Origin of the sequence: Pseudomonas sp. WMBT8, from assembly GCF_050916005.1 — a bacterium.
GTDB lineage: Bacteria > Pseudomonadota > Gammaproteobacteria > Pseudomonadales > Pseudomonadaceae > Aquipseudomonas.
Map to the genome: position 1 here is coordinate 5,590,192 of NZ_CP188096.1, position 23,518 is coordinate 5,613,709.

18 protein-coding genes are annotated in these 23,518 nt (G+C 61.8%); 5 read left to right on the plus strand and 13 right to left on the minus strand.

The features are described from left to right. Window positions 1-40: 40 nt before the first annotated feature. Window positions 41-406, plus strand: a complete 366-nt coding sequence (locus ACO77H_RS25545) for a hypothetical protein (RefSeq protein WP_178121185.1) — start codon at window positions 41-43, stop codon at window positions 404-406. A gap of 137 nt (window positions 407-543) precedes the next feature. On the opposite strand, the gene fdhA is transcribed toward ACO77H_RS25545, so the two are convergent. The 8 genes from fdhA to ACO77H_RS25585 all read right to left on the minus strand — a co-directional run bounded on the left by fdhA (window position 544) and on the right by ACO77H_RS25585 (window position 10,430). Further along, entirely contained in the window at window positions 544-1,743 is a 1,200-nt protein-coding gene (fdhA, locus tag ACO77H_RS25550) for a formaldehyde dehydrogenase, glutathione-independent (protein ID WP_432754714.1), read from the minus strand. 189 nt (window positions 1,744-1,932) lie between these two features. Continuing rightward, window positions 1,933-2,790: a formyltetrahydrofolate deformylase gene (gene purU, locus ACO77H_RS25555; RefSeq protein ID WP_169953721.1), complete on the minus strand. Its 858-nt coding sequence runs from the start codon at window positions 2,788-2,790 to the stop codon at window positions 1,933-1,935. A 51-nt stretch (window positions 2,791-2,841) separates the two neighbouring features. Then, complete coding sequence (locus ACO77H_RS25560; RefSeq protein WP_169953719.1) at window positions 2,842-3,474, minus strand: sarcosine oxidase subunit gamma; 633 nt, start codon at window positions 3,472-3,474, stop codon at window positions 2,842-2,844. A gap of 132 nt (window positions 3,475-3,606) precedes the next feature. Beyond that, complete coding sequence (locus ACO77H_RS25565; protein ID WP_170042197.1) at window positions 3,607-6,624, minus strand: sarcosine oxidase subunit alpha; 3,018 nt, start codon at window positions 6,622-6,624, stop codon at window positions 3,607-3,609. Beyond that, the gene (locus tag ACO77H_RS25570; RefSeq protein WP_169953715.1) at window positions 6,621-6,923 is read right to left on the minus strand and encodes a sarcosine oxidase subunit delta; all 303 of its coding nucleotides are present in this window, start codon (window positions 6,921-6,923) and stop codon (window positions 6,621-6,623) included. Before ACO77H_RS25570 ends, ACO77H_RS25565 begins: the two co-directional genes overlap by 4 nt. A gap of 15 nt (window positions 6,924-6,938) precedes the next feature. Continuing rightward, window positions 6,939-8,189 (minus strand): sarcosine oxidase subunit beta, encoded by a 1,251-nt coding sequence (locus tag ACO77H_RS25575; RefSeq protein WP_010207084.1) that lies wholly within the window; start codon window positions 8,187-8,189, stop codon window positions 6,939-6,941. A gap of 22 nt (window positions 8,190-8,211) precedes the next feature. Continuing rightward, the gene (locus tag ACO77H_RS25580; RefSeq protein ID WP_029296971.1) at window positions 8,212-9,465 is read right to left on the minus strand and encodes a serine hydroxymethyltransferase; all 1,254 of its coding nucleotides are present in this window, start codon (window positions 9,463-9,465) and stop codon (window positions 8,212-8,214) included. A gap of 236 nt (window positions 9,466-9,701) precedes the next feature. Then, window positions 9,702-10,430, minus strand: a complete 729-nt coding sequence (locus ACO77H_RS25585) for a TraX family protein (protein ID WP_432755786.1) — start codon at window positions 10,428-10,430, stop codon at window positions 9,702-9,704. Between the two features lie 90 nt (window positions 10,431-10,520). On the opposite strand from ACO77H_RS25585, the gene ACO77H_RS25590 reads away from it, so the two are divergent. Beyond that, entirely contained in the window at window positions 10,521-11,561 is a 1,041-nt protein-coding gene (locus tag ACO77H_RS25590; RefSeq protein WP_169953713.1) for a threonine aldolase family protein, read from the plus strand. A gap of 70 nt (window positions 11,562-11,631) precedes the next feature. On the opposite strand, the gene ACO77H_RS25595 is transcribed toward ACO77H_RS25590, so the two are convergent. Further along, complete coding sequence (locus tag ACO77H_RS25595; protein WP_432754715.1) at window positions 11,632-13,446, minus strand: flavin monoamine oxidase family protein; 1,815 nt, start codon at window positions 13,444-13,446, stop codon at window positions 11,632-11,634. Window positions 13,447-13,709: 263 nt separating this feature from the next. Between ACO77H_RS25595 and ACO77H_RS25600 the strand changes: the two genes are divergently transcribed. Together ACO77H_RS25600 and ACO77H_RS25605 are read left to right on the plus strand one after the other, a co-directional pair. Continuing rightward, window positions 13,710-15,155, plus strand: a complete 1,446-nt coding sequence (locus tag ACO77H_RS25600; RefSeq protein ID WP_169953708.1) for a purine-cytosine permease family protein — start codon at window positions 13,710-13,712, stop codon at window positions 15,153-15,155. Then, window positions 15,152-15,967 (plus strand): nitrilase-related carbon-nitrogen hydrolase, encoded by an 816-nt coding sequence (locus tag ACO77H_RS25605; RefSeq protein WP_432754716.1) that lies wholly within the window; start codon window positions 15,152-15,154, stop codon window positions 15,965-15,967. The genes ACO77H_RS25600 and ACO77H_RS25605 overlap by 4 nt, the downstream gene beginning before the upstream one ends. A gap of 60 nt (window positions 15,968-16,027) precedes the next feature. On the opposite strand, the gene gbcB is transcribed toward ACO77H_RS25605, so the two are convergent. Next, a complete protein-coding gene (gene gbcB / locus ACO77H_RS25610) occupies window positions 16,028-17,128 on the minus strand; it encodes a glycine-betaine demethylase subunit GbcB (RefSeq protein WP_169953703.1) in 1,101 nt (366 codons plus the stop codon). Between the two features lie 281 nt (window positions 17,129-17,409). Between gbcB and gbcA the strand changes: the two genes are divergently transcribed. Continuing rightward, window positions 17,410-18,705 (plus strand): glycine-betaine demethylase subunit GbcA, encoded by a 1,296-nt coding sequence (gene gbcA / locus ACO77H_RS25615; RefSeq protein WP_169953701.1) that lies wholly within the window; start codon window positions 17,410-17,412, stop codon window positions 18,703-18,705. Between the two features lie 854 nt (window positions 18,706-19,559). Here gbcA and ACO77H_RS25620 read toward each other — a convergent pair. Genes ACO77H_RS25620 through dgcB form a run of 3 tightly spaced genes read right to left on the minus strand, consistent with a single transcriptional unit; the run spans window position 19,560 to window position 23,503 of the window. After that, window positions 19,560-20,330: an electron transfer flavoprotein subunit beta gene (locus tag ACO77H_RS25620; protein WP_169953699.1), complete on the minus strand. Its 771-nt coding sequence runs from the start codon at window positions 20,328-20,330 to the stop codon at window positions 19,560-19,562. Between the two features lie 15 nt (window positions 20,331-20,345). Continuing rightward, window positions 20,346-21,566, minus strand: coding sequence for an electron transfer flavoprotein subunit alpha/FixB family protein (locus ACO77H_RS25625; RefSeq protein WP_169953697.1), 1,221 nt, complete (start codon window positions 21,564-21,566; stop codon window positions 20,346-20,348). Next, window positions 21,566-23,503: a dimethylglycine demethylation protein DgcB gene (gene dgcB, locus ACO77H_RS25630; RefSeq protein ID WP_432754717.1), complete on the minus strand. Its 1,938-nt coding sequence runs from the start codon at window positions 23,501-23,503 to the stop codon at window positions 21,566-21,568. The genes ACO77H_RS25625 and dgcB overlap by 1 nt, the downstream gene beginning before the upstream one ends. Window positions 23,504-23,518 lie beyond the last annotated feature (15 nt).

Here is a 23,518-nt window from a genome sequence, read left to right on the forward strand (position 1 = left end):
GTTGCAACATGAAGCCTCCCACAACAAAGGAACGTTGATCATGCACAGCAAAATTGCAATCGGAGCACTCGTCTTCATGGCCCTGACCGGTCAGACCCTGGCGGCAGACATTAGTAGTTGTCCCGACGTAAGCGCGATCAAATCGTCACCCTACAGCGACCCCGCGCTTGGAACGTTTGCTGATGGTTTCAAATACGAAGCCAGCAGCAACGGCAAGAAGTGGGAGGGCGTAACGGCCGGCACCGACGATGACTACCTTGATCCCAAATACAAACTCAAAGCTGAAGGCTTCAACCAGGCAAATGGCAAGCTGACATGTATTTATGGTGGCGAGGCGGTGAAGGCGGGCGAACCTGGCAAAGAAGTCTATTCCAACCCCTTCCTGAAATTACATGCCCCCGAGTAGTCCGCCCCGGTATCAAAACGCAAAAACGATGACCGTTGGATCTAATGCCGATCAGTCAAGAGAAGGCGCAGACAGGCCGCTGTTCGCTCTTGGTTGGTCGGCATTAACCTCGGGTCACCGTTTTGTATTACGAGTGCCTACGCCGCGCTGAACAGCTTGTGCGGATCAATCACAAACTTCTTCGGCACCCCGGCATCGAACTCGCCGTACCCACGCGGCGCGTCATCCAGGCTGATCACCTGCACGCCGACGATCTCGGCGATGTTGATGCGGTCCCACATGATCGCCTGCATCAACTGGCGGTTGTACTTCATCACCGGGGTCTGGCCGGTGTGGAAGCTATGGGACTTGGCCCAGCCCAGGCCAAAACGAATGCTCAGGCTGCCCATTTTCGCGGCGGCATCCACCGCCCCTGGATCTTCGGTGACGTACAGGCCGGGGATGCCGATCTTGCCTGCGACGCGCACCACCCCCATCAGTGAGTTGAGCACCGTGGCCGGCGCCTCGTGCTTGACGCCATCATGCCCGTGGCCGCGCGCCTCAAAGCCCACGCAGTCCACCGCACAGTCCACTTCCGGCTCGCCCAGCAACGCGGCGATCTGCTCGTGCAGCGGCGTGTCCTTGGACAAATCGGCGATTTCAAAACCCTGGGCCTTGGCGTGGGCCAGGCGGATCGGGTTGACGTCACCGATGATCACCACCGCCGCGCCCAGCAGACGCGCCGAAGCGGCGGCCGCCAGGCCTACAGGACCGGCGCCGGCGATGTACACGGTACTGCCAGGGCCAACGCCAGCAGTGACGGCGCCGTGATAGCCAGTAGGCAGGATGTCGGAGAGGCACGTCAGGTCACGGATTTTTTCCATGGCCTTGTCGCGATCCGGTAGTTTCAGCAGGTTGAAGTCGGCGTACGGCACCAGTACGTATTCGGCCTGGCCGCCGGTCCAGTCGCCCATGTCGACGTAGCCGTAGGCACCACCGGCACGGTCCGGGTTGACGGTCAGGCAGACGCCGGTGTGTTGTTCCTTGCAGGAGCGGCAGCGGCCGCAAGCAACGTTGAAGGGCACAGACACCAGGTCGCCGAGCTTCAGGTTCTCGACGTCGCTGCCCTTCTCGATCACCTCGCCGGTGATTTCGTGACCGAGCACCAGGCCGGTCTGGGCGGTGGTACGGCCGCGCACCATGTGCTGGTCGGAGCCGCAGATGTTAGTGGAGACCACGCGCAGGATGACGCCGTGCTCGATCTTCCTGCCACGGGGGTCCTGCATTTTGGGATAGTCGATTTTCTGTACTTCGACCTGACCGTTGCCGAGATACACGACACCACGATTACCAGACATGCTTTCACCTCGCTGTTGTTTTTATGGAACTGCGGTGCCCGTTCGAGTGGGCAGCGCGTTTAAGTGCTCGGGTTACAGATGCTGTTTTTGCGTTGTTTGTAAGGGCCTCATCGCGGGCAAGCCCGCTCCTACATTTGATCGGGTTCACATATCACCCTGTAGGAGCTGGCTTGCCTGCGATGGCGTCAGTCAGAGCACCACCGTTCTATTGGCATTCAAGAACACCCGCCGCTCAATGTGGTACCCCACCGCCCGCGCCAATGTCAGCCCTTCGATATCCCGCCCCTTGGCAATCAGGTCCTCGGGATAGTGGCTGTGATCCACCACCTCCACGCCCTGGGCGATGATCGGGCCTTCGTCCAGGTCGTTGTTGATGTAGTGCGCGGTGGCGCCGACCAACTTCACGCCCTTGTTGTACGCCTGGTGGTAAGGCTTGGCGCCCTTGAACCCCGGCAGCAATGAGTGATGGATATTGATCGCCTTGCCATCGAGCTTGCGGCACAGCTCTGGCGACAGCACTTGCATGTAGCGCGCAAGGATCACCAGTTCGGCGCCCGCGTCTTCAATCACTTGCCACACCTGACGCTCCTGGGACGGCTTGTCGTTGGGGTCGAGGGGGAAATGGTAGTAGGGAATCTGGTGCCAGTCGGCCAACGGCTTGAGATCGGGGTGGTTGGACACCACCGCGACCACATCCATCGACAGTTGCCCGATACGCTGGCGGTACAGCAGGTCGTTAAGGCAGTGATCGGCCTTGGACACCATGATCACCACTTTTGGCCGGTAGTTCGGTGCCGTCAGCTCGAAGATCATCCCAAAGGCTTCGCCTCGCGTGGCCAGGCCATCGCGAAAACCTTGCTCGTCGAAGCCATCGGGCTGACGGAACTCCACGCGGATAAAAAAGCGCCCCGAGAGGCGGTCATCGAACGAATGGTGCTCGGTGACGTAGCAGCCCTGCTCGAACAGATAGCGGGTGACCGCGTCCACCGTGCCGAGCACGCTGGGGCAGTCGGCGGTCAAAATCCATGTATCGGGTGCGCGGCTCATTACAGTTGACTCCTCAGGGATGCGTTCCCACGCAGCGCGTGGGAACGATCATCAGGCTTGGACATTCAGGCCGAATTCGGCCGAGGCATCCTGCAGCCACAACCACCAATAGTCCGAGAAGCTGCGACGAATCAGCAGTTCCCAGGTGTCTTCGGCGGTATGGCGGATCACCAGTTGCGACTTGGCGAACACCGTGCCCACGGCCTTGCCCACCGGGAAGTTGTCGGGGTGCACGTCGTAGCTGGTGGACTTCATCAGCACATCGCGCACGTTCGGGCCGCTGAGTTCGAGGATCTGCTGGCCGCCGCTGACGTTGACGACTTGGATGTGCAGATCGCCCAGGGCGGCCCGCAGGTTTTGCTCGGCGGCAAACTCTTCACCGCCTGGCACGATCAGCAACCACTCATCCGGGCCGAGCCATTGCAGGCTGGTTTCGCCCTTGACGATGACCTGCAGGGCGCCGGGCAGTTCGATGCCCAGGGCCTTGTGCACGCCGGCGGCGAAGGCCGCATCGTGGCCATCGCCGCGCAGGGTCAGGTGGCCGAGGAGTTTCTTTTCGCGCACGGTCACGCCGGCGTTCTTGCGGCCCTTGCCCACCTGGCTGGCGAGGTCGGCATGGTGCAGCGACGACTCGGCCTTGGCGCCGGAGGTGGGGCGTTGTTGGTACACATTGGCTGCTGTCATAAAGCACCTATCTGAATTCCAATGAACACCACAACCCCTGTAGGAGCCGGCTTGCCGGCGATGAGGCCCTCAAGCCTGGCGGCGATTTCCGAAACGCCATCGCCGGCAAGCCGGCTCCTACAGGGAGTGGTGTCAGATGTTTTGGCGATCGCCTTTCGGGTCGAAGAACACCGAAGACACAATCTCCGCCTCGATCACGCTGCCATCGGCCTGGGGCGAGAACACCCGCTCGCCCAATCGCTTCAAGCCGCCCTTGACCACCGCCATCGCAAACGAATAGCCGAGGGAGTTGTGCGCATAGCTGGAGGTGACGTGGCCGACCATCTTCATCGGGATGCTCTGCTTCGGATCAAACACCAGTTGCGCGCCTTCCGGCAGCCACACCTTCGGATCGATCGGCTTCAAGCCCACCAGTTGCTTGCGCTCTTCACGCACGCAATCCTCACGGTTCATCCCACGCCAGCCGATCCACGAGAACGGTTTGGTGCGGCCCACGCACCAGCCCATGTTCAGGTCGTCCGGGGTCATCGAGCCGTCGGTGTCCTGGCCGACGATGATGAAGCCCTTCTCGGCCCGCAGCACGTGCATGGTCTCGGTGCCATATGGGGTCAGGTTGTACTGTTTGCCAGCCTCGACGATCTGTTCGAGCACGCCCATGGCGTAGTCGGCCTGCACGTTGACTTCGTACGACAGCTCACCGGTAAACGAGATCCGGAACACCCGCGCCGGCACACCGCCCACCAGGCCTTCTTTCCAGGTCATGAACGGGAAGCCGTCCTTGTCCAGATCGATATCGGTGACCTCGCTCAACAGCTTGCGGCTGTTGGGCCCGGACAGGGTCATGGTCGCCCAGTGGTCGGTGACCGAAGTGAAATACACCTTGAGGTCCGGCCATTCGGTCTGCTGGTAGATTTCCAGCCACTGCAGCACGCGGGCGGCGCCGCCGGTGGTGGTGGTCATCAGGAAGTGGTTGTCGGCAAGGCAGGCGGTGACGCCGTCGTCGAAGACCATGCCGTCTTCCTTGCACATCAGGCCGTAGCGCGCCTTGCCCACGTCGAGCTTGGTCCAGGCGTTGCTGTAGATGCGGTTGAGAAACTCCCGGGCATCCGGGCCCTGGATGTCGATCTTGCCCAGGGTCGAGGCGTCCAGCAGGCCGACGCTGTCGCGCACGGCCAGGCATTCGCGTTTGACTGCCGCATGCAGGTCTTCACCGTTGCGCGGGAAGTACCATGGGCGTTTCCACTGGCCGACATCCTCGAACTCGGCGCCGTTTTTCACGTGCCAGGCTTGCAGCGCGGTGTAGCGCACCGGCTCGAAGATATGCCCGCAGTGCCGGCCCGCCACGGCGCCGAAGGTCACCGGCGTGTAGTTGGGACGGAACATGGTGGTGCCCATCTGCGGGATGGTCACGTTCAGCGAGCGCGCGGCAATCGCCAGGCCGTTGACGTTACCCAGCTTGCCCTGGTCGGTGCCAAAGCCCAGCGCGGTGTAGCGCTTGACGTGTTCCACCGACTCGAAGCCTTCGCGGGTCGCCAGTTCGATGGCGGCGGCGGTGACGTCGTTCTGCAGGTCGACAAATTGCTTGGGCGCCCGTGCAGTGGCTTTTTCGTGAGGCACCTGGAACAGGGCCAGGGTCGGCTCTTCCAGGCGCGTCAGGGCCTTGGGCAGCGTACCTTCCACCGGGGCAAACCCGGCTTCGCTGGCCGCGCGCACGCCGCCTTCAAAGCCGTCGGCCAGGGAATCACCCAGGCCGTAGACGCCATTGATACCGCCCACGCACACGCGTTTTTGCGGTGCTTCGCCCGGTACAAAACCGAGGATATCTTCACGCCAGGTTGGCTTGCCGCCCAGGTGCGAGGCCAAGTGCACCACCGGGCTGTAGCCGCCGGAGCTGGCCACCAGGTCGCAGTCCAGCCACTCGCCGGGGCTGGTGACCTTATGTGCTTTGACGTCGATGGCTGCTACACGGGCGCCAGTGACGTGCTTGCTGCCACGGGCTTCGATCACGGCGCTGCCGGTAAGGATGCGAATGCCTTTGGCGCGGGCCTCTTCCACCAGCGCGCCGCGTGGGTTGTGGCGTGCATCGGCCACCGCGACCACGCTGAGGCCAGCGTCGAACCAATCCAGCGCCACACGGTAGGCGTGATCATTGTTGGTCGACAGCAGCAGCTTTTTACCCGGCGCCACGCCATAACGGCGCACGTAGGTCGAAACCGCACCCGCCAGCATATTGCCCGGCACATCGTTATTGCCGTACACCAGCGGACGCTCGCAGGCACCGGTCGCCAGCACCACACGCTTGGCGCGCACACGGTGGATACGCTGGCGTACCACGCCAATCGGCGCACGGTCGCCGAGGTGATCGGTGAGGCGCTCGTGGATGGTCAGGAAGTTATGGTCGTGATAGCCATTGACGGTAGCACGAGGCAGCAGCACCACATCCGGCAGGGCCTTGAGCTCGGCGATCACGCTGGCGACCCACTCGGCCGCCGGCTTGCCGTCGAGGCTTTCGCGCGAGTCGAGCAGCGACCCACCGAATTCTTCCTGCTCATCGGCGATGATCACCCGCGCCCCACTGCGCGCAGCAGCCAGGGCCGCTGCCAGGCCCGCTGGGCCTGCGCCGACGATCAGCACGTCGCAATGGCGGTTCATGTAGTCGTAGGTGTCCGGATCATTCTCGGTCGGCGAGCGGCCAAGCCCGGCGGCCTTGCGGATGTACTTCTCGTAGGTCATCCAGAACGATTGCGGGTACATGAAGGTTTTGTAGTAGAAACCCGGCGGCATCAGCTTGCCGCCGACCTTGCCGAGGATGCCCATCATGTCGTTGTTCACGCTCGGCCAGCCGTTGGTGCTGGTGGCCACCAGGCCCTGGTACAACGCCTGTTGCGTGGCGCGCACGTTGGGGATCTGCGTGGCTTCGGTGGCACCGATCTGCAGCACCGCGTTCGGTTCTTCGGCGCCGGCGGCAAAGATGCCGCGCGGGCGCGAGTACTTGAAGCTGCGGCCGATGATATCCACGCCGTTGGCCAGCAGGGCGGCGGCCAGGGTGTCGCCTTCAAAACCTTTGTAGCTCTGGCCGTTGAAGGTAAACGTCAGGACTTTATTGCGGTCGATGCGGCCACCGTTGGACAGGCGATTGATCTGGCTCATACCTTCTCTCCAGAAGCCTTGGCGGTGAATTGCGGTTGGGTGCCAATCTTGTAGGTTTCAAGAATTTCGTAGGTCAGGGTGTCGCGGGTGGCGTTGAAATACTGGCGGCAACCGGCGGCATGGATCCACAGCTCGTGATGCAGGCCGCGCGGGTTATCGCGAAAGAACATGTAGTCACCCCACTCTTGATCGGTGCAGGCATTCGGGTCCAGCGGGCGCGGGATGTGCGCTTGGCCGGAGGCGTGGAATTCCTCTTCGGAGCGCAGTTCGCCACAGTGAGGACAGAAGATATGCAACATAGGGAATTTCTCCTGTTAGTGGGCGACGGCCGCAGCGCCGTGTTCGTCGATCAGCGCACCGTTGTGGAAACGGTCGATGGAGAAAGGTGCCGCCAGCGGGTGCATCTCACCCTTGGCCAGGCTCGCGGCAAATACGTTGCCTGAGCCGGGGGTGGCCTTGAAGCCACCGGTGCCCCAGCCGCAGTTGAAAAACATGTTCGGCACCGGGGTCTTGGAGATGATCGGGCACGCGTCCGGCGTGGTGTCGACGATGCCGCCCCACTGGCGGTTCATGCGCACCCGCGAGAGCACCGGGAACATCTCGACGATGGCCTGGATGGTGTGTTCGATCACCGGGTACGAGCCGCGCTGGCCGTAGCCGTTGTAGCCGTCGATACCGGCGCCGATCACCAGGTCGCCCTTGTCGGACTGACTGATGTAGCCGTGCACGGCGTTGGACATGATCACGCTGTCGATAATCGGCTTGATCGGCTCCGACACCAGCGCTTGCAGCGGGTGGGATTCAATCGGCAGGCGGAACCCGGCCAACGAAGCCATGTGCCCGGAGTTACCTGCGGTGACCACCCCAACGCGCTTGGCGCCGATAAAGCCCTTGTTGGTCTCCACGCCGATGCACACGCCGTTTTCCTTACGAAAGCCGATCACTTCGGTCTGCTGGATCAGGTCCACGCCCAAGGCATCGGCAGCACGGGCAAAGCCCCAGGCCACGGCATCGTGACGGGCCACGCCGCCGCGCCGCTGCACGGTGGCGCCGAGGACCGGGTAGCGGGTGTTTTTCGAGCAGTCGAGGTACGGGATCTCGTCCGCAACCTGCTTGGCATTGAGCAGCTCGCCGTCCACGCCGTTGAGGCGGTTGGCACTCACGCGGCGCTCGGAATCGCGAATGTCCTGCAGGGTGTGGCACAGGTTGTAGACACCACGCTGGGAGAACATCACGTTGTAGTTGAGGTCCTGGGACAGACCTTCCCAGAGCTTCATCGCGTGCTCATACAGGTGCGCCGATTCGTCCCACAGGTAGTTGGAACGCACGATGGTGGTGTTGCGCGCGGTGTTGCCGCCGCCCAGCCAGCCTTTCTCGACCACCGCCACGTTGGTGATGCCGTGCTCCTTGGCCAGGTAGTAAGCGGTCGCCAGGCCATGCCCGCCGCCGCCGACGATGACCACGTCGTAGACCTTTTTCGGGGTCGGCGTGCGCCACATCTTCTGCCAGTTTTCGTGGTGGCTGAGGGAGTGTTTGAAGAGGCCGAAGCCCGAGTAGCGTTGCATAGGTATTACTCCAAAACCGCGCTCAGCGATAAACCGGGAAATCCGCGCACAGGGCAGACACGTGCTTGGCCACGTTGGCCTCGACGTCGGCATCGCCGAGGTTGTCGAGGATGTCGCAGATCCAGCCGGCCAGCTCCACACATTGCGCCACCTTGAAGCCACGGGTGGTCACCGCCGGGGTGCCGATGCGCAGGCCCGAGGTCACGAACGGCGACTGCGGGTCGTTGGGCACCGCGTTCTTGTTGACGGTGATGTGGGCGCGACCGAGGGCGGCGTCTGCGTCCTTGCCGGTGAGGCCCTGGCGGATCAGGCTGACCAGGAACAGGTGGTTATCGGTGCCGCCGGAGACTACATCGTAGCCACGCTTGATAAACACGCTGGCCATGGCCTGGGCGTTGTCGATCACCTGCTGTTGATAGGCTTTGAAGCCTGGCTCCATCGCCTCCTTGAAGCACACAGCCTTGCCCGCGATCACGTGCATCAGCGGGCCACCCTGTGCGCCGGGGAACACCGCGGAGTTGAGTTTTTTCTCAATCTCTTCGTTGGACTTGGCCAGGATCAGGCCACCCCGCGGACCGCGCAGAGTTTTGTGGGTGGTGGTGGTGACCACATCGGCGTAGGGCAGCGGGTTCGGGTACAGGCCAGCCGCCACTAGGCCGGCGACGTGGGCCATGTCGACGAACAGCAGCGCGCCGACCTTGTCGGCAATCTGACGAAAGCGTGGGAAATCCAGGGTCTTGGAGTAGGCAGAGAAGCCGGCGACGACCATCTTCGGTTTGTGTTCCACGGCCAGGCGCTCGACTTCGTCGTAGTCGATCAGGCCGGTGTCGGTGTTGATGCCGTACTGCACCGCGTTGTACAGCTTGCCCGAGGACGACACCTTGGCGCCGTGGGTCAGGTGGCCGCCGTGGGCCAGGCTCATGCCGAGGATGGTGTCACCGGCATTGATCAGCGCCAGGTACACCGCACTGTTGGCGGACGAACCGGAGTGCGGCTGCACGTTGGCGTAATCGGCGCCGAACAGTTGCTTGGCGCGCTCGATGGCCAGGGCCTCGACCTTATCCACATGCTCGCAGCCGCCGTAGTAGCGCTTGCCAGGGTAGCCTTCGGCGTATTTGTTGGTCAGGCCGCTGCCCTGGGCCTGCATCACGCGCTTGCTGGTGTAGTTCTCCGACGCGATCAGCTCGATATGATCTTCCTGGCGCTGCTCCTCGGCATTCATGGCCGCCAGCAGTGCGTCGTCATATCCCTGGATCTGGTCTTGTTTGCTGAACATCGCGTCTCTCCCAGCCTTTCGTATTGTTGAGGCCCGTGCAGGGCCCTTTGATGCGATGGTAGGGCTGGCGCAGGCAGGTCAAATGCCTACGCACGCCACGCAAAGGTGCGTTTACGACATGGCCAGAACAACACCGAACAAATGTGGGAGCGGGCTTGCTCGCGAATGCGATGTGTCAGGCAGCACATGCATTGGCTGGCCCACCGCATTCGCGAGCAAGCCCGCTCCCACAGGGACTATGTGATGACCTTTCGAAGGAATAGCAGCAGTAAGAAATGCGCGGGATAAAGTGCATACGCCCAGCGCCGCATAGCCGGCGGTGACACATGTGTGACCTGTCGCAATAAGACCAGCCCGGCGAGCGGCGCAATCAGGCATGTGGCCAACCCGAGCATCGCGACGAGATTGCCGCTATTGAGTAAGACCTGCCATTGATTGGCAGCTACACACACCAACCCCGGCAACACGCTGAAATACCAGGGGCGACTGAACACCAGCAACATCGCCAGCGGCAGTAATACACCAAAAAAGCCGAACATCAGTTGCGCCGAGAACGTACCGGCGATCAACAGCGCGATCAGCGCCAATCCGCGGTCAAAATTCGTCTTCTGCTGCCATCCCCTGGCAACCAGCAGCCCCAGCGCCAGGGTCGGCAGCACGTTCAATGTATCGGCATCGTCGATAAACATCCGATACGGCACCTCGCTGATCACGCTGAACAGCAGCAACCAGCCCAGGTAACGCCATTGCCCGCTGACCGGCGCATCCCGGACCCGCTGCAAATTGGCCGCAATCGCCAGGCAAAACCACGGGAACGCCAGGCGCCCCGGCACGTACAGGCCATCGAAGCTTAAACCGACATAACGCAGGTGGTCGAGCACCATGCTCAATAGCGCCAGCCATTTGAGCAGGTCCAGAGCGCCATCGCGCCCGCGCTGCAAAGGAATCGTTTCAGTACCGTGCATAATTCCCCAGAGACTTTGCATTAACAGTGCGTGCGCCCGCCGGATATTCTTGGTTAAAGTGCGCACCAACATCGACCACAGGAACGGGCCATGACCGACAAGAGCCAACAATTTGCCAGCGACAACTATTCCGGGATCTGTCCGGAAGCCTGGGCCGCCATGGAACTCGCCAACCAGGGCCATCAACGCGCCTATGGCGACGATGAATGGACCCATCGTGCTGCCGACGGTTTCCGCAAACTGTTCGAAACCGACTGTGAAGTGTTCTTCGCCTTCAACGGAACAGCGGCCAACTCCCTGGCCCTGTCTTCCTTGTGCCAGAGCTACCATAGCGTGATTTGCTCGGAAACCGCCCACGTCGAGACCGACGAATGTGGCGCACCGGAGTTTTTCTCCAACGGCTCCAAGCTGCTCACCGCGCGCACCGAAAACGGCAAGCTGACCCCCGAATCCATCCGCGAGATCGCCCTCAAGCGCCAGGACATCCACTATCCCAAGCCACGCGTCGTGACCCTGACCCAGGCCACCGAAGTGGGCAGCGTGTACACCCCGCAAGAAATCCGCGCCATCAGCGTCACCTGCAAGGAACTGGGGCTGAACCTGCACATGGACGGTGCGCGTTTCTCCAACGCCTGCGCGTTCCTCGGCTGCTCACCTGCCGACCTGACCTGGAAAGCCGGTGTGGATGTGCTGTGCTTTGGCGGCACCAAGAACGGCATGGCGGTGGGTGAAGCGATCCTGTTCTTCAACCACAAGCTGGCGGAAGACTTCGACTACCGCTGCAAACAGGCCGGCCAGTTGGCGTCGAAAATGCGCTTTTTGTCAGCCCCGTGGGTCGGCCTGCTGGAAAACGACGCCTGGCTCAAACATGCACGCCACGCCAACCACTGCGCCCAGTTGCTCAGCAGCCTGGTGGCGGATATTCCCGGCGTGGAATTGATGTTCCCGGTGCAGGCCAACGGCGTGTTCCTTCAACTCTCGGAGCCGGCCATCGCCGCGCTGACGGCCAAGGGCTGGCGCTTCTACACCTTCATCGGCAAGGGCGGCGCGCGCTTCATGTGTGCGTGGGATACCGAGGAAGAGCGGGTACGAGAACTGGCGGCGGATATTCGTGAGGTGATGGGAGCCTGATCTCCCCCCCGAAGTAGCCGGCGTGCCGGCGATGGCGACCCTGAGGGCGCCATCGCCGGCACGTTGTTGCCTACAACTGGAGGGGTTGTAATGCGTCCCACTGATCAATCGGCCCGGGATTGTGTTCGATCGTCCCACCGCCAAACTTGACCGCCAACTTGTTCACCGCATTCAACGCCGTCGTCACCCCGCCCTCGGCCCAGCCCCCGGTCCAGGAAATATCATCTCCAGACAGAATGAAACCGTCCGGCGCGCCCTCCTTTACACCACTCATGAACTGGGAAAACAGCAGTCTTTGATACTCATACTGCCCCGGCAGGTTCATCTTGAAGGCACACAGGTAGAACGGCTCATTTTCCCAGTTGATCTCGATAAAAGGGTCAACCATGCCGAACTCGGCTGCCAGGTTTAGTTGCGTGTCGGCATACACCGTATCGAGTAAGGTCGTACACAAATCGACATGAGACGGCAACGGCGCGCTGCGGTCGCCAAGGAACTTCAGGCTGTCATCGTTCCAGGTATATGAGAGAAACATGCCGCTGCCCTTGTTCACCCCGTTGCTTGGGGCATAGTCCAGCAGATAGGTGCCACGGGTAAGGCGGTCCGACAAGGTCACACTCATCTTGTAGCGACCGTTCTCGACATCATTCCAAAACGGCCGTCGAGTGTTGGCGAAGATCTTTGCCGATTGCATGTAATGGGTATACATCACCGCTTCCCAGATAGCCTGGGGCAGTAAGTTGTTCATCGGCGTAAAGCGCTCTTTGCCATCCATATAGCGGAACTTGTCGAGCACCCGCACGTGAGGCGTATAAATCACACTTTTAAAGTTACGCAGGGTGTCTCCACCCTGTTTGTTGTCATGCAGGTACACATCGAACGTGCCATCGGCCAGGCGGTGGATCTGCCGGACTTCCTGGTTGAGGGGGTCAGCAATCTCCCGCCGCGTCAAACTCTCCACCGTCGTGCCTGCCGGCCAATGGACCTGGGTGTCGCCGAACGAAGCCGGCGTGCGGCTCCATAGGCGCAGGGGCAGCTCGCTGGAACCGTCATACATCAACGTGTGGTTGGTATCCAGGCCGGTGTACAGCACCCGCAACACTTCCAGGAAACAGTTCGGATAGTCGGTGTTCCAGCCGCCAGTGCCGAAGCCTATCTGGCCAAACAGGTCAATGTCTTCGCGGCTCCACTTGGCTTGCTCGACCATGGCGGCATAGAAACTCAGGTCATCCCAGCCCGCCCTGAGGATCGTATTCCAGATCGCTTTGATTTCACCTTGGTCCACTGCCGTTTCCTGCATCGCGTTTTCCATGTCGGTGAACCGGATCGGGTCTTGTTCAAGGAATTCGCCGAAGAACATATCTTCGATTCGCCTGTATTTTTGCGGCAGGTCATTGCGTTCGTAGTAGGTCTGCTCGTTCTCGTAATCGACGAGGGTACTGGGGGCGGCGGGCGAGCCGGGGTTAGGGAAATCCGCCGAGTTGGCGCTCATCCCGACCTTGGCAAAGTAGTGCATCAACGCCTTGCCGGACTTGGGGAAGCGCATCGCCCCCAGTTCACAGATCACCCGGCCTTGTGGGTCGTTGCGATCACCCAGCACATGGGAATAGAGCCGCCCGCCAATGCGCCCCGAAGCTTCCACCACTATCGGATGCAGGCCCATGCGCATCGCCTCGTAGGCTGCCACCAGCCCGGACACGCCGGCACCGACGATCAACACCTGCTCGCCAAGATGCTGCGCGGCAACTTGGGCCAGGGGCTTTTTAAGGATCGCGGCCTGCCATAAATAGCGGGCGTAATGAAACGGAAAGTCAGGAATCAGCGCCGTGACATTTTTGTTCAAAAGCCGCTGAGCACCTTGGGAGCGGGAGGGAATCGCAGACATGATGGCGTCCTTGCAGGTTGGGTAAATGTCCACCCTCTACTACAAGGCTAAAGGCGAATGCGACGAGACTAAGAGCCAGCCTAGTAGACCGTCCTCGCCACAATTAGATCGCTTTGCAATAAGAAAGAACGGCTCCATCGCCCCCCACGCGCAAAAGCCATTACTTAAGGAAAGTCTGAAGTGATTATTTATAGATCAGGATTTAATCGGGCCATCAGTTGCCCGATGCTGCGGCACTCACTATAAAAACAAGCCGTGAATCTATGAACGCCCTATCTGACAAGACGGTTCCCTGCGTCGCCCCTCGCCCAAAAATCGAGACCCGTTCCATTGACTATGTGCCGCGCAACGAACGGCACGGCAAAGTCTGGCATCAGGGACCCTTCTGGTTCACCGGCAACTTCGTCCTCACCACCATGGTCACCGGGTTCACCGGCGCCGCACTGGGCTTGAGCCTGGTCTACGCGATCCTGGCGATTGTCATCGGCGTGGGCCTGGGCACCTTTGCCATGGCATTCCACGCCAACCAGGGCCCGCGCATGGGCTTGCCGCAGATGATCCAGTCACGGGCCCAGTTCGGCCTGCGCGGCGCTATCGTGCCGTTTGTCGCGGTGATCTTTGTGTACATCGGCTTCAATGTGTTCAACGTGATTCTCGCCACCGACGCCATCAACACGGTGCTGCCGGGCAGCCGGGCGCCGTGGTATGCGTTGATGATCATCCTCGCGGTGATGATTGCCGTGATCGGCCATGACCTGCTGCACACTGTGCAACGCTGGCTGACCTACGTGATGATCAGCGTATTCGCAGTGCTGACCGTTGCCGCCCTGATGAGCCTGTCGGCCGATGCCGCAGTGGCCGAGGCGCATTTCTCCTGGTCGGCGTTCCTGATCCAGCTCAGCGCCGCTGCCGGTTATCAGATCAGCTACGCCGTGTATGTATCGGACTACTCGCGCTACCTGCCCCATCAAACCCCGTCGCGCCGGGTGATTTTCTGGACCTACCTGGGGGCTGCCGGCTCGGCCCTGTGGCTGATGTCTCTGGGCGCGTTCCTGGCCTCGGCCCTGCCCTCGCCCGATGCCATCGCCAGCGTGCGCACGGTGGGCAACCAGGTGATTCCTGGCTTCGGCACCTTGACCGTGCTAATCGCGGTGCCGGCGCTGATTGGCATCATGGCGGTCAATTGCTATGGCGCGATGCTGACCGGCATCAGTGCCATCGACGGTTTCGTGAAAATCCAGCCGCGCCTCAAGAGCCGGGTCATCGGCATCGGCCTGGTGGCAGTGATCATTTTCCTGATCGCCTTGAGCATTCCCGATAGCTATCTGGCCAGCTTCAACACGTTCGTGCTGCTGATGTTGTACTTCCTGGTGCCATGGACTGCCGTCAACCTCGCCGACTTCTACCTGGTGCGCAAAGGCCAATACGCCATCAGCGATATCTTCAACCCCGCCGGCATCTATGGCCTATGGGGCAAGGCGGGCTTGGTCGCGTACTGCCTGGGCCTGGTGTCGATGATCCCGTTCATGTCGTTGAGTTTCTATGAAGGGCCGGCCGCCGTGGCGCTGGGCGGGGCCGATATCGCCTTCGTGATCGGCCTGGGCGTTTCCGCGCTTATCTATTGCCTGATGAGCCGCAACCTTGACCGCGATGCCGAACACCGTGCCATTGCCGCCAGCGAGGCCATGTTGGAAGGTGGTAAGCCATGAACACCCTACGTGTCGTCTGTGATCAACTCGCCCCGCGTATCGCCGATGTGGAACACAACCGCGCACTCAGCGCCAAGGCCATTCGCGGTGCGGCGGCGCTGGGCGCGCAGGTGCTGGTGTTGCCGGAGCTGATGCAAAGCGGCTACGCGTTCAATGACCGGGAGGAAGCCCTGGCAGTGTCCGAGGAGCTGGACGGCCCGACACTCACCCGCTGGAAAACCCTCGCGAGCGAACTGGGCATCATTGTCGTGGCCGGCTTTTGTGAGCGCCTGGCGGCAGGCCAGGTGGCCAACAGCGTCGCGCTGATAGAGCCGGGCGGCAGGCTGACGGTGTATCGCAAGGCGCACCTGTGGGATCGCGAGAAATTGATCTTCACCCCCGGAACTGAACCGCCACCGGTGGTGGAAACCGCCGCTGGACGGATCGCTGTCATGATCTGCTACGACCTGGAACTGCCGGAGTGGGTACGCCTGGCCGCCCTGGCCGGGGCTGACCTGCTCTGTGTGCCGGTGAACTGGCCGGACGGCCCGCGCCCAGCCGGTGAAAGACCGGCAGAAATCGTGCGGGTCCAGGCCAATGCGGCGGTCAACCGGATGTTTATCGCCGCATGCGATCGCCATGGCGAAGAGCGGGGGGTCAACTGGATTGGGGGATCCGTCATTGTCGATGCCGATGGCTACCCATTGGCCGGGGCGGTCTCACATCAGAACGAACAACGCCTGGTGGCCGACCTGCCCCTGGCCCAGGCCAGGGACAAGTTCATCAGCGAGCACAACCACGTGCACCAGGACCGTCGGCCGCAGTTGTACTGATCCGCCCGTTAACTCCCCTGATCGCTCCCACGCGCCACGTGGGAACGATCACACGATCTATCAGAACTCGATCCGCACATCGCCCTTCGGCACGCTGCAGCACGACAGGATGTAGCCCTCGGCTTCGTCTTCCTCGGTAATCCCGCCGTTGTGCTCCATTTCTACTTCCCCGCCCAGTTTCATCACCTTGCACGTGCCGCAAATGCCCATGCCGCAGGCCTTGGGGATCAGCAGGCCGAGCTTGGCCGCTGCCGCATGCACGGTTTCCCCTGGGGCCACACGGATACTTTTGCCCGACGAGATGAACTCCACCTGGTGCAAATCCGCCAGGTCGATTTCTGGCGCATCGGCCGCCTGTTCGGCTTGCTCCACCGCATCGGCACGCGCCTCTGGCGGGGTCGCACCGAAGGACTCCTCGTGGTAGCGGGTCATGTCAAAGCCATTGGCTTCCAGCAGGCGCTTGACCGCGTTCATATAGGGCGTAGGGCCGCAGCAGAACACTTCGCGCTCAAGGAAGTCCGGCACCATCAGTTCGAGCATTTTCTGGTTGAGGTAGCCCCGATATCCGGCCCACGGTTCGCCCAGGCCGTGCTTCTCGCAGATCAGGTGCAGGCTGAAGTTGTCGATGCGCGAGGCCATATGCTCCAGCTCGCGGTGGTAGATGATGTCTTTGGGTGACCGGGCGCTGTGCACGAACACCATGTCGACATTGGCGTTGGTGTCGTAATACCAGCGCGCCATGGACATCACCGGGGTGATCCCCACGCCGCCGCTCAGGTACAGCACCTTGGGGTTGCTGAAGTCGATGGCGTTGAACAGCCCGACCGGCCCGTGTACTGCCAGTTCCTGGCCTTCGTGCAGGGTGTCGTGCAGCCAGTTGGAAACCTTGCCACCGGGCACGCGCTTGATCGTCACCGAGAAGCTGTAGGGCACCGACGGCGAGCTGGAGATGGTGTACGAGCGCATGATCGGCTGGCCGTCGATTTCCAGCTCCAGGGTGACGAACTGCCCCGGCTTGAAAAAGAACAGGATCGGCTGGTCGGCCATAAAGCAGAAGGTGCGCACATCCCAGGTTTCCTGGATGACTTTGACGCAACGGACGATGTGCCGACCATTGGCCCAGGTCTGGGTGGTGACAGGATTCAGGAAGCTGTTGGACATGCTGTTCTCCACGGCCGTAGTTCGGCTTGATGCTGGCGATTCTGCGTAAGGCCGCAACCTGCCATTTACCTATCTGCGACATTCGCATACTTATCGCGACCAGCCCCCATACCACTGGGGTTGCGCGTCGGGAACAGAGTGGGCCATGTCGTTAATGGACAAGGTTGCGGGCAGCGCCGGGCCCACACTCGCAGCCAACAACGACGCTTTCTTTACGCCTTGCTGCAAACCTGATTAGCCACTTATCGCGGCCACACAGAATGGCCTTGAGGACACACACGATGGACGTCACCGCAACCTTGAGCTTGGGCGATCCGCTGGAACCCGCACGCAAGGCCACCGCGCAAATGCTGCAGGAGCGCGAGCGCACTTTTTCACTGCCACAGCCGTTTTACTCTGACCAGCGCCTGTTCGATATCGACATGCAGGAGATCTTCCAGAAGGAATGGTTGATCGCCGGCATGACCTGCGAGATCCCCAGCAAGGGCAACTACCTGACCCTGCAGATCGGCAAGAACCCGATCATCGTGATCCGTGGCGCCGAGGGCGTGGTGCATGCCTTCCACAACGTCTGCCGCCACCGCGGCTCGCGCTTGTGCACCAGCGACAAGGGCAAGGTCGCCAAGCTCGTATGCCATTACCACCAGTGGACCTACGAACTGGACGGGCGCCTGCTGTTCGCCGGCACCGAGATGGGCGCTGACTTCGACATGAAGCAGTACGGCCTCAAACCGGTGAACGTGAAGACCGCCGGCGGCTACATCTTCATCAGCCTGGCCGAGAACCCGCCGGCCATCGATGACTTTTTGTCGACGCTGAACCACTACATGGAACCCTACGACATGGAGAACACCAAGGTGGCGATCCAGACCACCTTGTTCGAAAAAGCCAACTGGAAACTGGTGCTGGAAAACAACCGCGAGTGCTACCACTGCAACGCCTCGCACCCCGAACTGCTGAAAACCCTGCTGGAATGGGACGACGTCACCGACCCACGGGCCGACCAGGCCTTCAAGGACCATGTCGCCGCCTCCGCCGCCGCCTGGGACGCCGAGAAGATCCCTTACGCCCACGCTAGCTTCGGCCTGCGTAACCGCATCGTGCGCATGCCGTTGCTCAAGGGCACCGTGTCCATGACCCTGGATGGCAAGCAGGGCTGCAAGAAACTGATGGGCCGGATCAAGAACCCCGACCTGGGCTCGATGCGCATCCTGCACCTGCCCCACTCGTGGAACCACTGCATGGGCGATCACATCATTGTGTTTACCGTGTGGCCGATCAGCGCCCAGGAAACCATGGTCACCACCAAATGGATTGTCCACAAGGACGCCGTGGAAGGCGTGGACTATGACGTCGACCGCATGCGCCAGGTGTGGGACGCCACCAACGACCAGGACCGGCGCCTGGCCGAAGAGAACCAGCGCGGGATCAACTCCACCGCTTACCAGCCGGGGCCGTACTCCAAGACCTATGAGTTTGGTGTGGTGAACTTTGTGGACTGGTACAGCGAGCGCATGTTGAACAACCTGGGAGCGGCGCCGGCGCCGTACCTTAAAGGTGTCGCCGCTCACGAATAACGGACACACCAGAGATCAAACTGTGGGGCTTGTGTGGGAGCGGGCTTGCCCGCGATAGCGGTGTATCAGTCACAGATTTGTTGGCTGACCCACCGTAATCGCGGGCAAGCCCGCTCCTACATTTGGTTACTCATCTGGTCAGAAATTAATCATCGCGCCTCCAGCCCGCTATTACCCTGCCCTCCAGCCATCCCCCAACAACTTATCCACAAAGCCACCCACAGTAATTGTGGGCAACTGCCTTATCTCCTTGAAATAAAACCAAGAAAATCCGTGACTTATTCAAAGCAGCGGGTTTGATCGAACATTGATCATTTTTTAATCAGAAGCGTACAAGCCACGTTTTATATGGCTTGTAGCGGATCGCAAACACCTTATCCACAGAAGCGCCAACAGACTTTGGGGGCAACTTCGGCCATTCTGTGGAAAACCGCCTGCAACCGAGCAAAATCGAGGCTTTACGCGCGTAAACCGATTGAAATGGCGATATTGATCATATTTCAACCAACTCACTGCAAGCCTCTATTCACATGGCCTGTAGCGGGTAGCGAACATCTTATCCACAGAAGCACCAACAGACTTTGGGGGCAACTCTGAGCCGAGCTTTTTCCTTATCCACAGAAAAAGCCCAGTAAAAACCGACGCTTAGGTTGGTTGTTTTTCGTACAGAGGGCTACAGGGCTTGATTTACATGGGGTGTGGACAGCCGCGAACAGGTTATCCACAGCTGGGCTAACAGGGATTGTGGGTAACACCGCAAACCCTGTAGGAGCTGGCTTGCCTGCGATGCAGGCACCGCGGTTTTTCAGTTACACCCAGGTGACGCCATCGCAGGCAAGCCAGCTCCTACAGGGTCAGCGCACCACGCCCTCTTCGACCAACAGCTTGAGAATCGCCTCGGCACCCGCCTCAGGGCTCACCCCCTTGAGCACCTGCCCACCGCCACCACTGGCCTTGGCCGTGGCGGCTTTCATGCGGTCGGCGCCGCTCTTGGCCTTGATCACCTTGAGTCGCTTGGGCCGAGGCTTGGCCGGTTGCAGCACGGCGCCTGTGAATAACTCATCGTCCACCACCTGCACGTCGTGCTCCTGCAGCACGCCACGCTGGGCCGGGCCGTAGGCGCTTTGCCGAGGCTTGGGCGCGGCGTTATCCACCGTGGCCAAAAAGGGCAGGCGCACCTTCAGGCGCCGCCGCTGCCCGCGAGGCAGCGCCTGCAGCACAAGGGCCACGCCGCTGTCGATGGACTCCACCTGGGCCAGGCCGACGATCAGCGGCCAGCCCAGTTGCTCGGCCAACAGGAACGGCAACATGCCCGAGCCTTCGCCGGTTTCGGCCTGGCTGCCGGTGAGCACCACCTGGGCGCCAGCGTCCCGCAGGTAGTCACCGAGTACCGGCAAGGCATCGGCGCCAGCCGGTTGTTCCAGCACGTGCAACTGCGCCAGCCCCATGCCCAGGTAGGCGCGCAGGGTCGGTTCGGCGATGTCGCCGGCATGCAGGACTTGCAGGTTATCCCCAGCCAGTTGCAGCCCCAGCTCGACGGCGCGGGCATCCTGTTCGGCGCGGCGCGGACGGCCGGAGGTCGGGTGGGCGCCTATGGATACCAGGCTGATTACATGGGTGGTCATGGCCATATCCTTTGTTTAAGCCGCATCGCGCTTGGCGCCGTTGCGGTGGGCCTGGACCGCTGCAATCAAGGCCCGGAGAATGTCACCGCTGTCGCCGATTACCGACAGGTCGGCGCGCTTGATCATGTCGCAACCCGGATCGAGGTTGATCGCCACCACCTTGTCGCAGGCCCCGATGCCTTGCAGGTGCTGGATCGCCCCGGAGATCCCGACCGCCACATACACCCGCGCGGTGACCCAGATACCACTGGCGCCGACCTGGCGATCACGGGTCATAAAACCATCGTCCACCGCCACCCGCGACGCACCTTCGGTGGCGCCCAGGGCAGCGGCGGTCTGGTGGAACAGGTGCCAATCCTTGACCCCGTTGCCACCGGAGAAAATAAACTCGGCCTCGGCCATGGGAATCGCACCGGGATCCACCGCCACCGCGCCCAAATCCTCGATACGCGGCAAGCTGCGCGCCAGGGCTGTGGATAACTCCACGGGCAACACTTCGTGACGCGTATCGCTGACCGGATCGGCGCATTCCACAGCAGCCAGGATCAGCCGTGGCAGCGCGCGCGCCAGGTCTTCCCGGCCTGCGCCGGCACGGCCGATGCACTCAGAGCCCTTGATCTGCCACACCCGGGTGGCCGGGCGTTCCTTGAGGCTGGCGGCAAAGCGCCGCCCCAGTTCGCCACCGCCACTGCGGCTGTCGGGCAGCAGCCAATGACGCGGGCTGAACTGGTTATCCACAGCCCGCAGGCCATGGACCCGCTGCTCCGGTGAATAACCGTCGAATTCGTGCCCGTCGAGCACCAGCAGGCGGTCCACGCCGGCCGTGTCGAAGGCACTTTCCTTATGCTCGCCAAACACCACCGCCAGCACCGCGCCGTCGCTGCCGGCCAGTTGCCGCGCCAGGCCGAGCAAGTCGCGGTCGTGGCTGCTCAGGCGGCCGCCGACCATGTCCGGCACCACGTTGATGTAGAACGCCGGGGCTGGCACCTGGTGCAACGGCAACTGCACTTGCGCCGCTGCCGTACGTTTGGTCGCACCGCCCTGCTGGGCGCCGCTACGGTCGATACGCTTGATGCCGTTGGGCCCGATAAAACCTATGCCATGCACGTTTTTACGGAGGATGCCGTTAGGCCCCATCCAGCTGTGCTGTTCCGGTTGCATCGCCGCATGCAGCGGGTGCAAGCGGTTGCGGGCGATCCATTCGGCCCGTGGGTCGCGGCGGATAATGTCGCTCATCAGTGGACCTCCGCTGGTACACGCGTGTTCTTGGCCGGTACAGCCTCTTCGAGCAAGGCGTCGGCCACCAACTCGGCAATGTCCTTGATCAGTGGGCGGGGTTCGACCACCCCTTCGAGCATCGCCGTGCACTGTGGACAACCCACGGCCACCAGTTCGGCGCCGGTCTCGCGGATGTCTTCCATGCGCATGTCGGGGATGCGCTGCTTACCGGGAATATCGGTGATCGGCGCGCCGCCACCGCCACCGCAACAACGGGAACGGAACCCCGAACGTTGCATCTCCTTGACCTCGATCCCCAGCGCCCGCAGCACTTGGCGCGGTGCCTCGTACTCACCGTTATAGCGGCCCAGGTAGCACGGGTCGTGGTAGGTCACGCTGTTGCCTTTGTGCTGGCCCAGGTTCAGCAGGCCTGCGTCGATCAGCTCGGCCATGTAGGTGCTGTGGTGCTGCACCCGGTAGTTGCCGTCGAAAGCGCCGTATTCGTTTTTCAGCACATGGAAGCTATGGGGATCGCAGGTGACGATGCGCTGGAAGCGGTACTTGGCCAGGGTCTGGATATTGCGCGCGGCCAGCAGCTGGAACGTTGCCTCATCGCCCAGACGCCGGGCCACGTCACCGCTGTCACGCTCCTCAAGGCCCAGTACGGCGAAGTCGACCTTGGCCGCCTTCAGCACTTTGACAAAGGCGCGCAGGGTGCGCTGGTTACGCATGTCGAAGGCGCCGTCGCCGACCCAGAACAGCACGTCGGTGCTGCCTTTATCGCCGAGCAGCGGCAGGTTCAAGTCCGCCGCCCAGTTCATCCGCCCACCCGGGGCGAACCCGCCGGGGTTGTCGGTGGCGATCAGGTTCTCCAGGACTTCGGCGCCCTTGTTCGGGGTCGCGCCTTTTTCCAGGGTCAGGTGGCGGCGCATATCGACGATGGCATCTACGTGCTCGATCATCATCGGGCATTCTTCGACACAGGCACGACAGGTGGTACACGACCACAATGTCTCGGCATCCACCAGGCCATTGACGATCGGTTGGTGCGGGTTGCCGCTGTGTTCGCCGATGGCCTTGCCCGGGTAAGGGCTGCCGGCGAACTTGGCATCGGTGCCGCCGGCCAGGCCGACCACCATGTCCTGGATCAGTTTTTTCGGGTTCAGCGGCTGGCCGGCGGCAAACGCCGGGCACGCGGCTTCGCACTTGCCGCACTGCACGCAGGCGTCGAAGCCCAGCAGTTGGTTCCAGGTGAAATCCTTAGGTTTTTCCACGCCCAGGGGCGCGCTCTTGTCGCTCAGGTCCAGCGGCTTCAAGCCGGTGGAACGGCCCCCGCCAAAGCGTTCGGCGCGGCGGTGCCAGGCCAGGTGCAGGGCGCCGGCAAAGGCGTGTTTCATCGGCCCGCCCCAGGTCATGCCAAAGAACATTTCCGACACACCCCACAGCACGCCCACACCAAGCAGCGCGGCCAACAGCCAGCCACCGAAGTCGGCGGGCAGGAGCCCGGCCACCGGCAAGGTCAACAGGAAGAAGCTCACCGAGAACGCCATTAGGCTTTTCGGCAGGCGCATCCACGGGCCTTTCGACAGCCGCGACGGCGGGTTGCGCCGGCGCAGATAGACGAAGGTGGCGCCGACAAACATCAGCACCGACGCCAGCAGCAAGGCGTAGCCGAGGATGCGGTTATGCAGGCCGAAGCCGTGCACCAGGATCGCCAGCAATGCCGACAGCACAAAGCCCAGGGCCGTGGCGACGTGGGTGTTGGCGATGTATTTGTCGCGGGCGACCACGTGGTGCAGGTCGACCATATAGCGCTTGGGCATGGCCAGCAGGCCGCCCAGCAGGTCGACCTTGGCAGCACGGCCCCGGCGCCACATGTTCATCCGGCGCACAGCACCGAGGACGGCGAGGCCTATCGCTGCGAACAAAAGAATAGGAAGCAAGGTGTTCAACATGGTGAAGCTCCCACA

Bases quoted from the DNA above. Each gene is read 5' to 3' on its own strand.
- ACO77H_RS25545 (WP_178121185.1), top strand. From the start codon at position 41: ATGCACAGCAAAATTGCAATCGGAGCACTCGTCTTCATGGCCCTGACC.
- fdhA (WP_432754714.1), bottom strand. From the start codon at position 1,743: ATGTCTGGTAATCGTGGTGTCGTGTATCTCGGCAACGGTCAGGTCGAA.
- purU (WP_169953721.1), bottom strand. From the start codon at position 2,790: ATGAGCCGCGCACCCGATACATGGATTTTGACCGCCGACTGCCCCAGC.
- ACO77H_RS25560 (WP_169953719.1), bottom strand. From the start codon at position 3,474: ATGACAGCAGCCAATGTGTACCAACAACGCCCCACCTCCGGCGCCAAG.
- ACO77H_RS25565 (WP_170042197.1), bottom strand. From the start codon at position 6,624: ATGAGCCAGATCAATCGCCTGTCCAACGGTGGCCGCATCGACCGCAAT.
- ACO77H_RS25570 (WP_169953715.1), bottom strand. From the start codon at position 6,923: ATGTTGCATATCTTCTGTCCTCACTGTGGCGAACTGCGCTCCGAAGAG.
- ACO77H_RS25575 (WP_010207084.1), bottom strand. From the start codon at position 8,189: ATGCAACGCTACTCGGGCTTCGGCCTCTTCAAACACTCCCTCAGCCAC.
- ACO77H_RS25580 (WP_029296971.1), bottom strand. From the start codon at position 9,465: ATGTTCAGCAAACAAGACCAGATCCAGGGATATGACGACGCACTGCTG.
- ACO77H_RS25585 (WP_432755786.1), bottom strand. From the start codon at position 10,430: ATGCACGGTACTGAAACGATTCCTTTGCAGCGCGGGCGCGATGGCGCT.
- ACO77H_RS25590 (WP_169953713.1), top strand. From the start codon at position 10,521: ATGACCGACAAGAGCCAACAATTTGCCAGCGACAACTATTCCGGGATC.
- ACO77H_RS25595 (WP_432754715.1), bottom strand. From the start codon at position 13,446: ATGTCTGCGATTCCCTCCCGCTCCCAAGGTGCTCAGCGGCTTTTGAAC.
- ACO77H_RS25600 (WP_169953708.1), top strand. From the start codon at position 13,710: ATGAACGCCCTATCTGACAAGACGGTTCCCTGCGTCGCCCCTCGCCCA.
- ACO77H_RS25605 (WP_432754716.1), top strand. From the start codon at position 15,152: ATGAACACCCTACGTGTCGTCTGTGATCAACTCGCCCCGCGTATCGCC.
- gbcB (WP_169953703.1), bottom strand. From the start codon at position 17,128: ATGTCCAACAGCTTCCTGAATCCTGTCACCACCCAGACCTGGGCCAAT.
- gbcA (WP_169953701.1), top strand. From the start codon at position 17,410: ATGGACGTCACCGCAACCTTGAGCTTGGGCGATCCGCTGGAACCCGCA.
- ACO77H_RS25620 (WP_169953699.1), bottom strand. From the start codon at position 20,330: ATGACCACCCATGTAATCAGCCTGGTATCCATAGGCGCCCACCCGACC.
- ACO77H_RS25625 (WP_169953697.1), bottom strand. From the start codon at position 21,566: ATGAGCGACATTATCCGCCGCGACCCACGGGCCGAATGGATCGCCCGC.
- dgcB (WP_432754717.1), bottom strand. From the start codon at position 23,503: ATGTTGAACACCTTGCTTCCTATTCTTTTGTTCGCAGCGATAGGCCTC.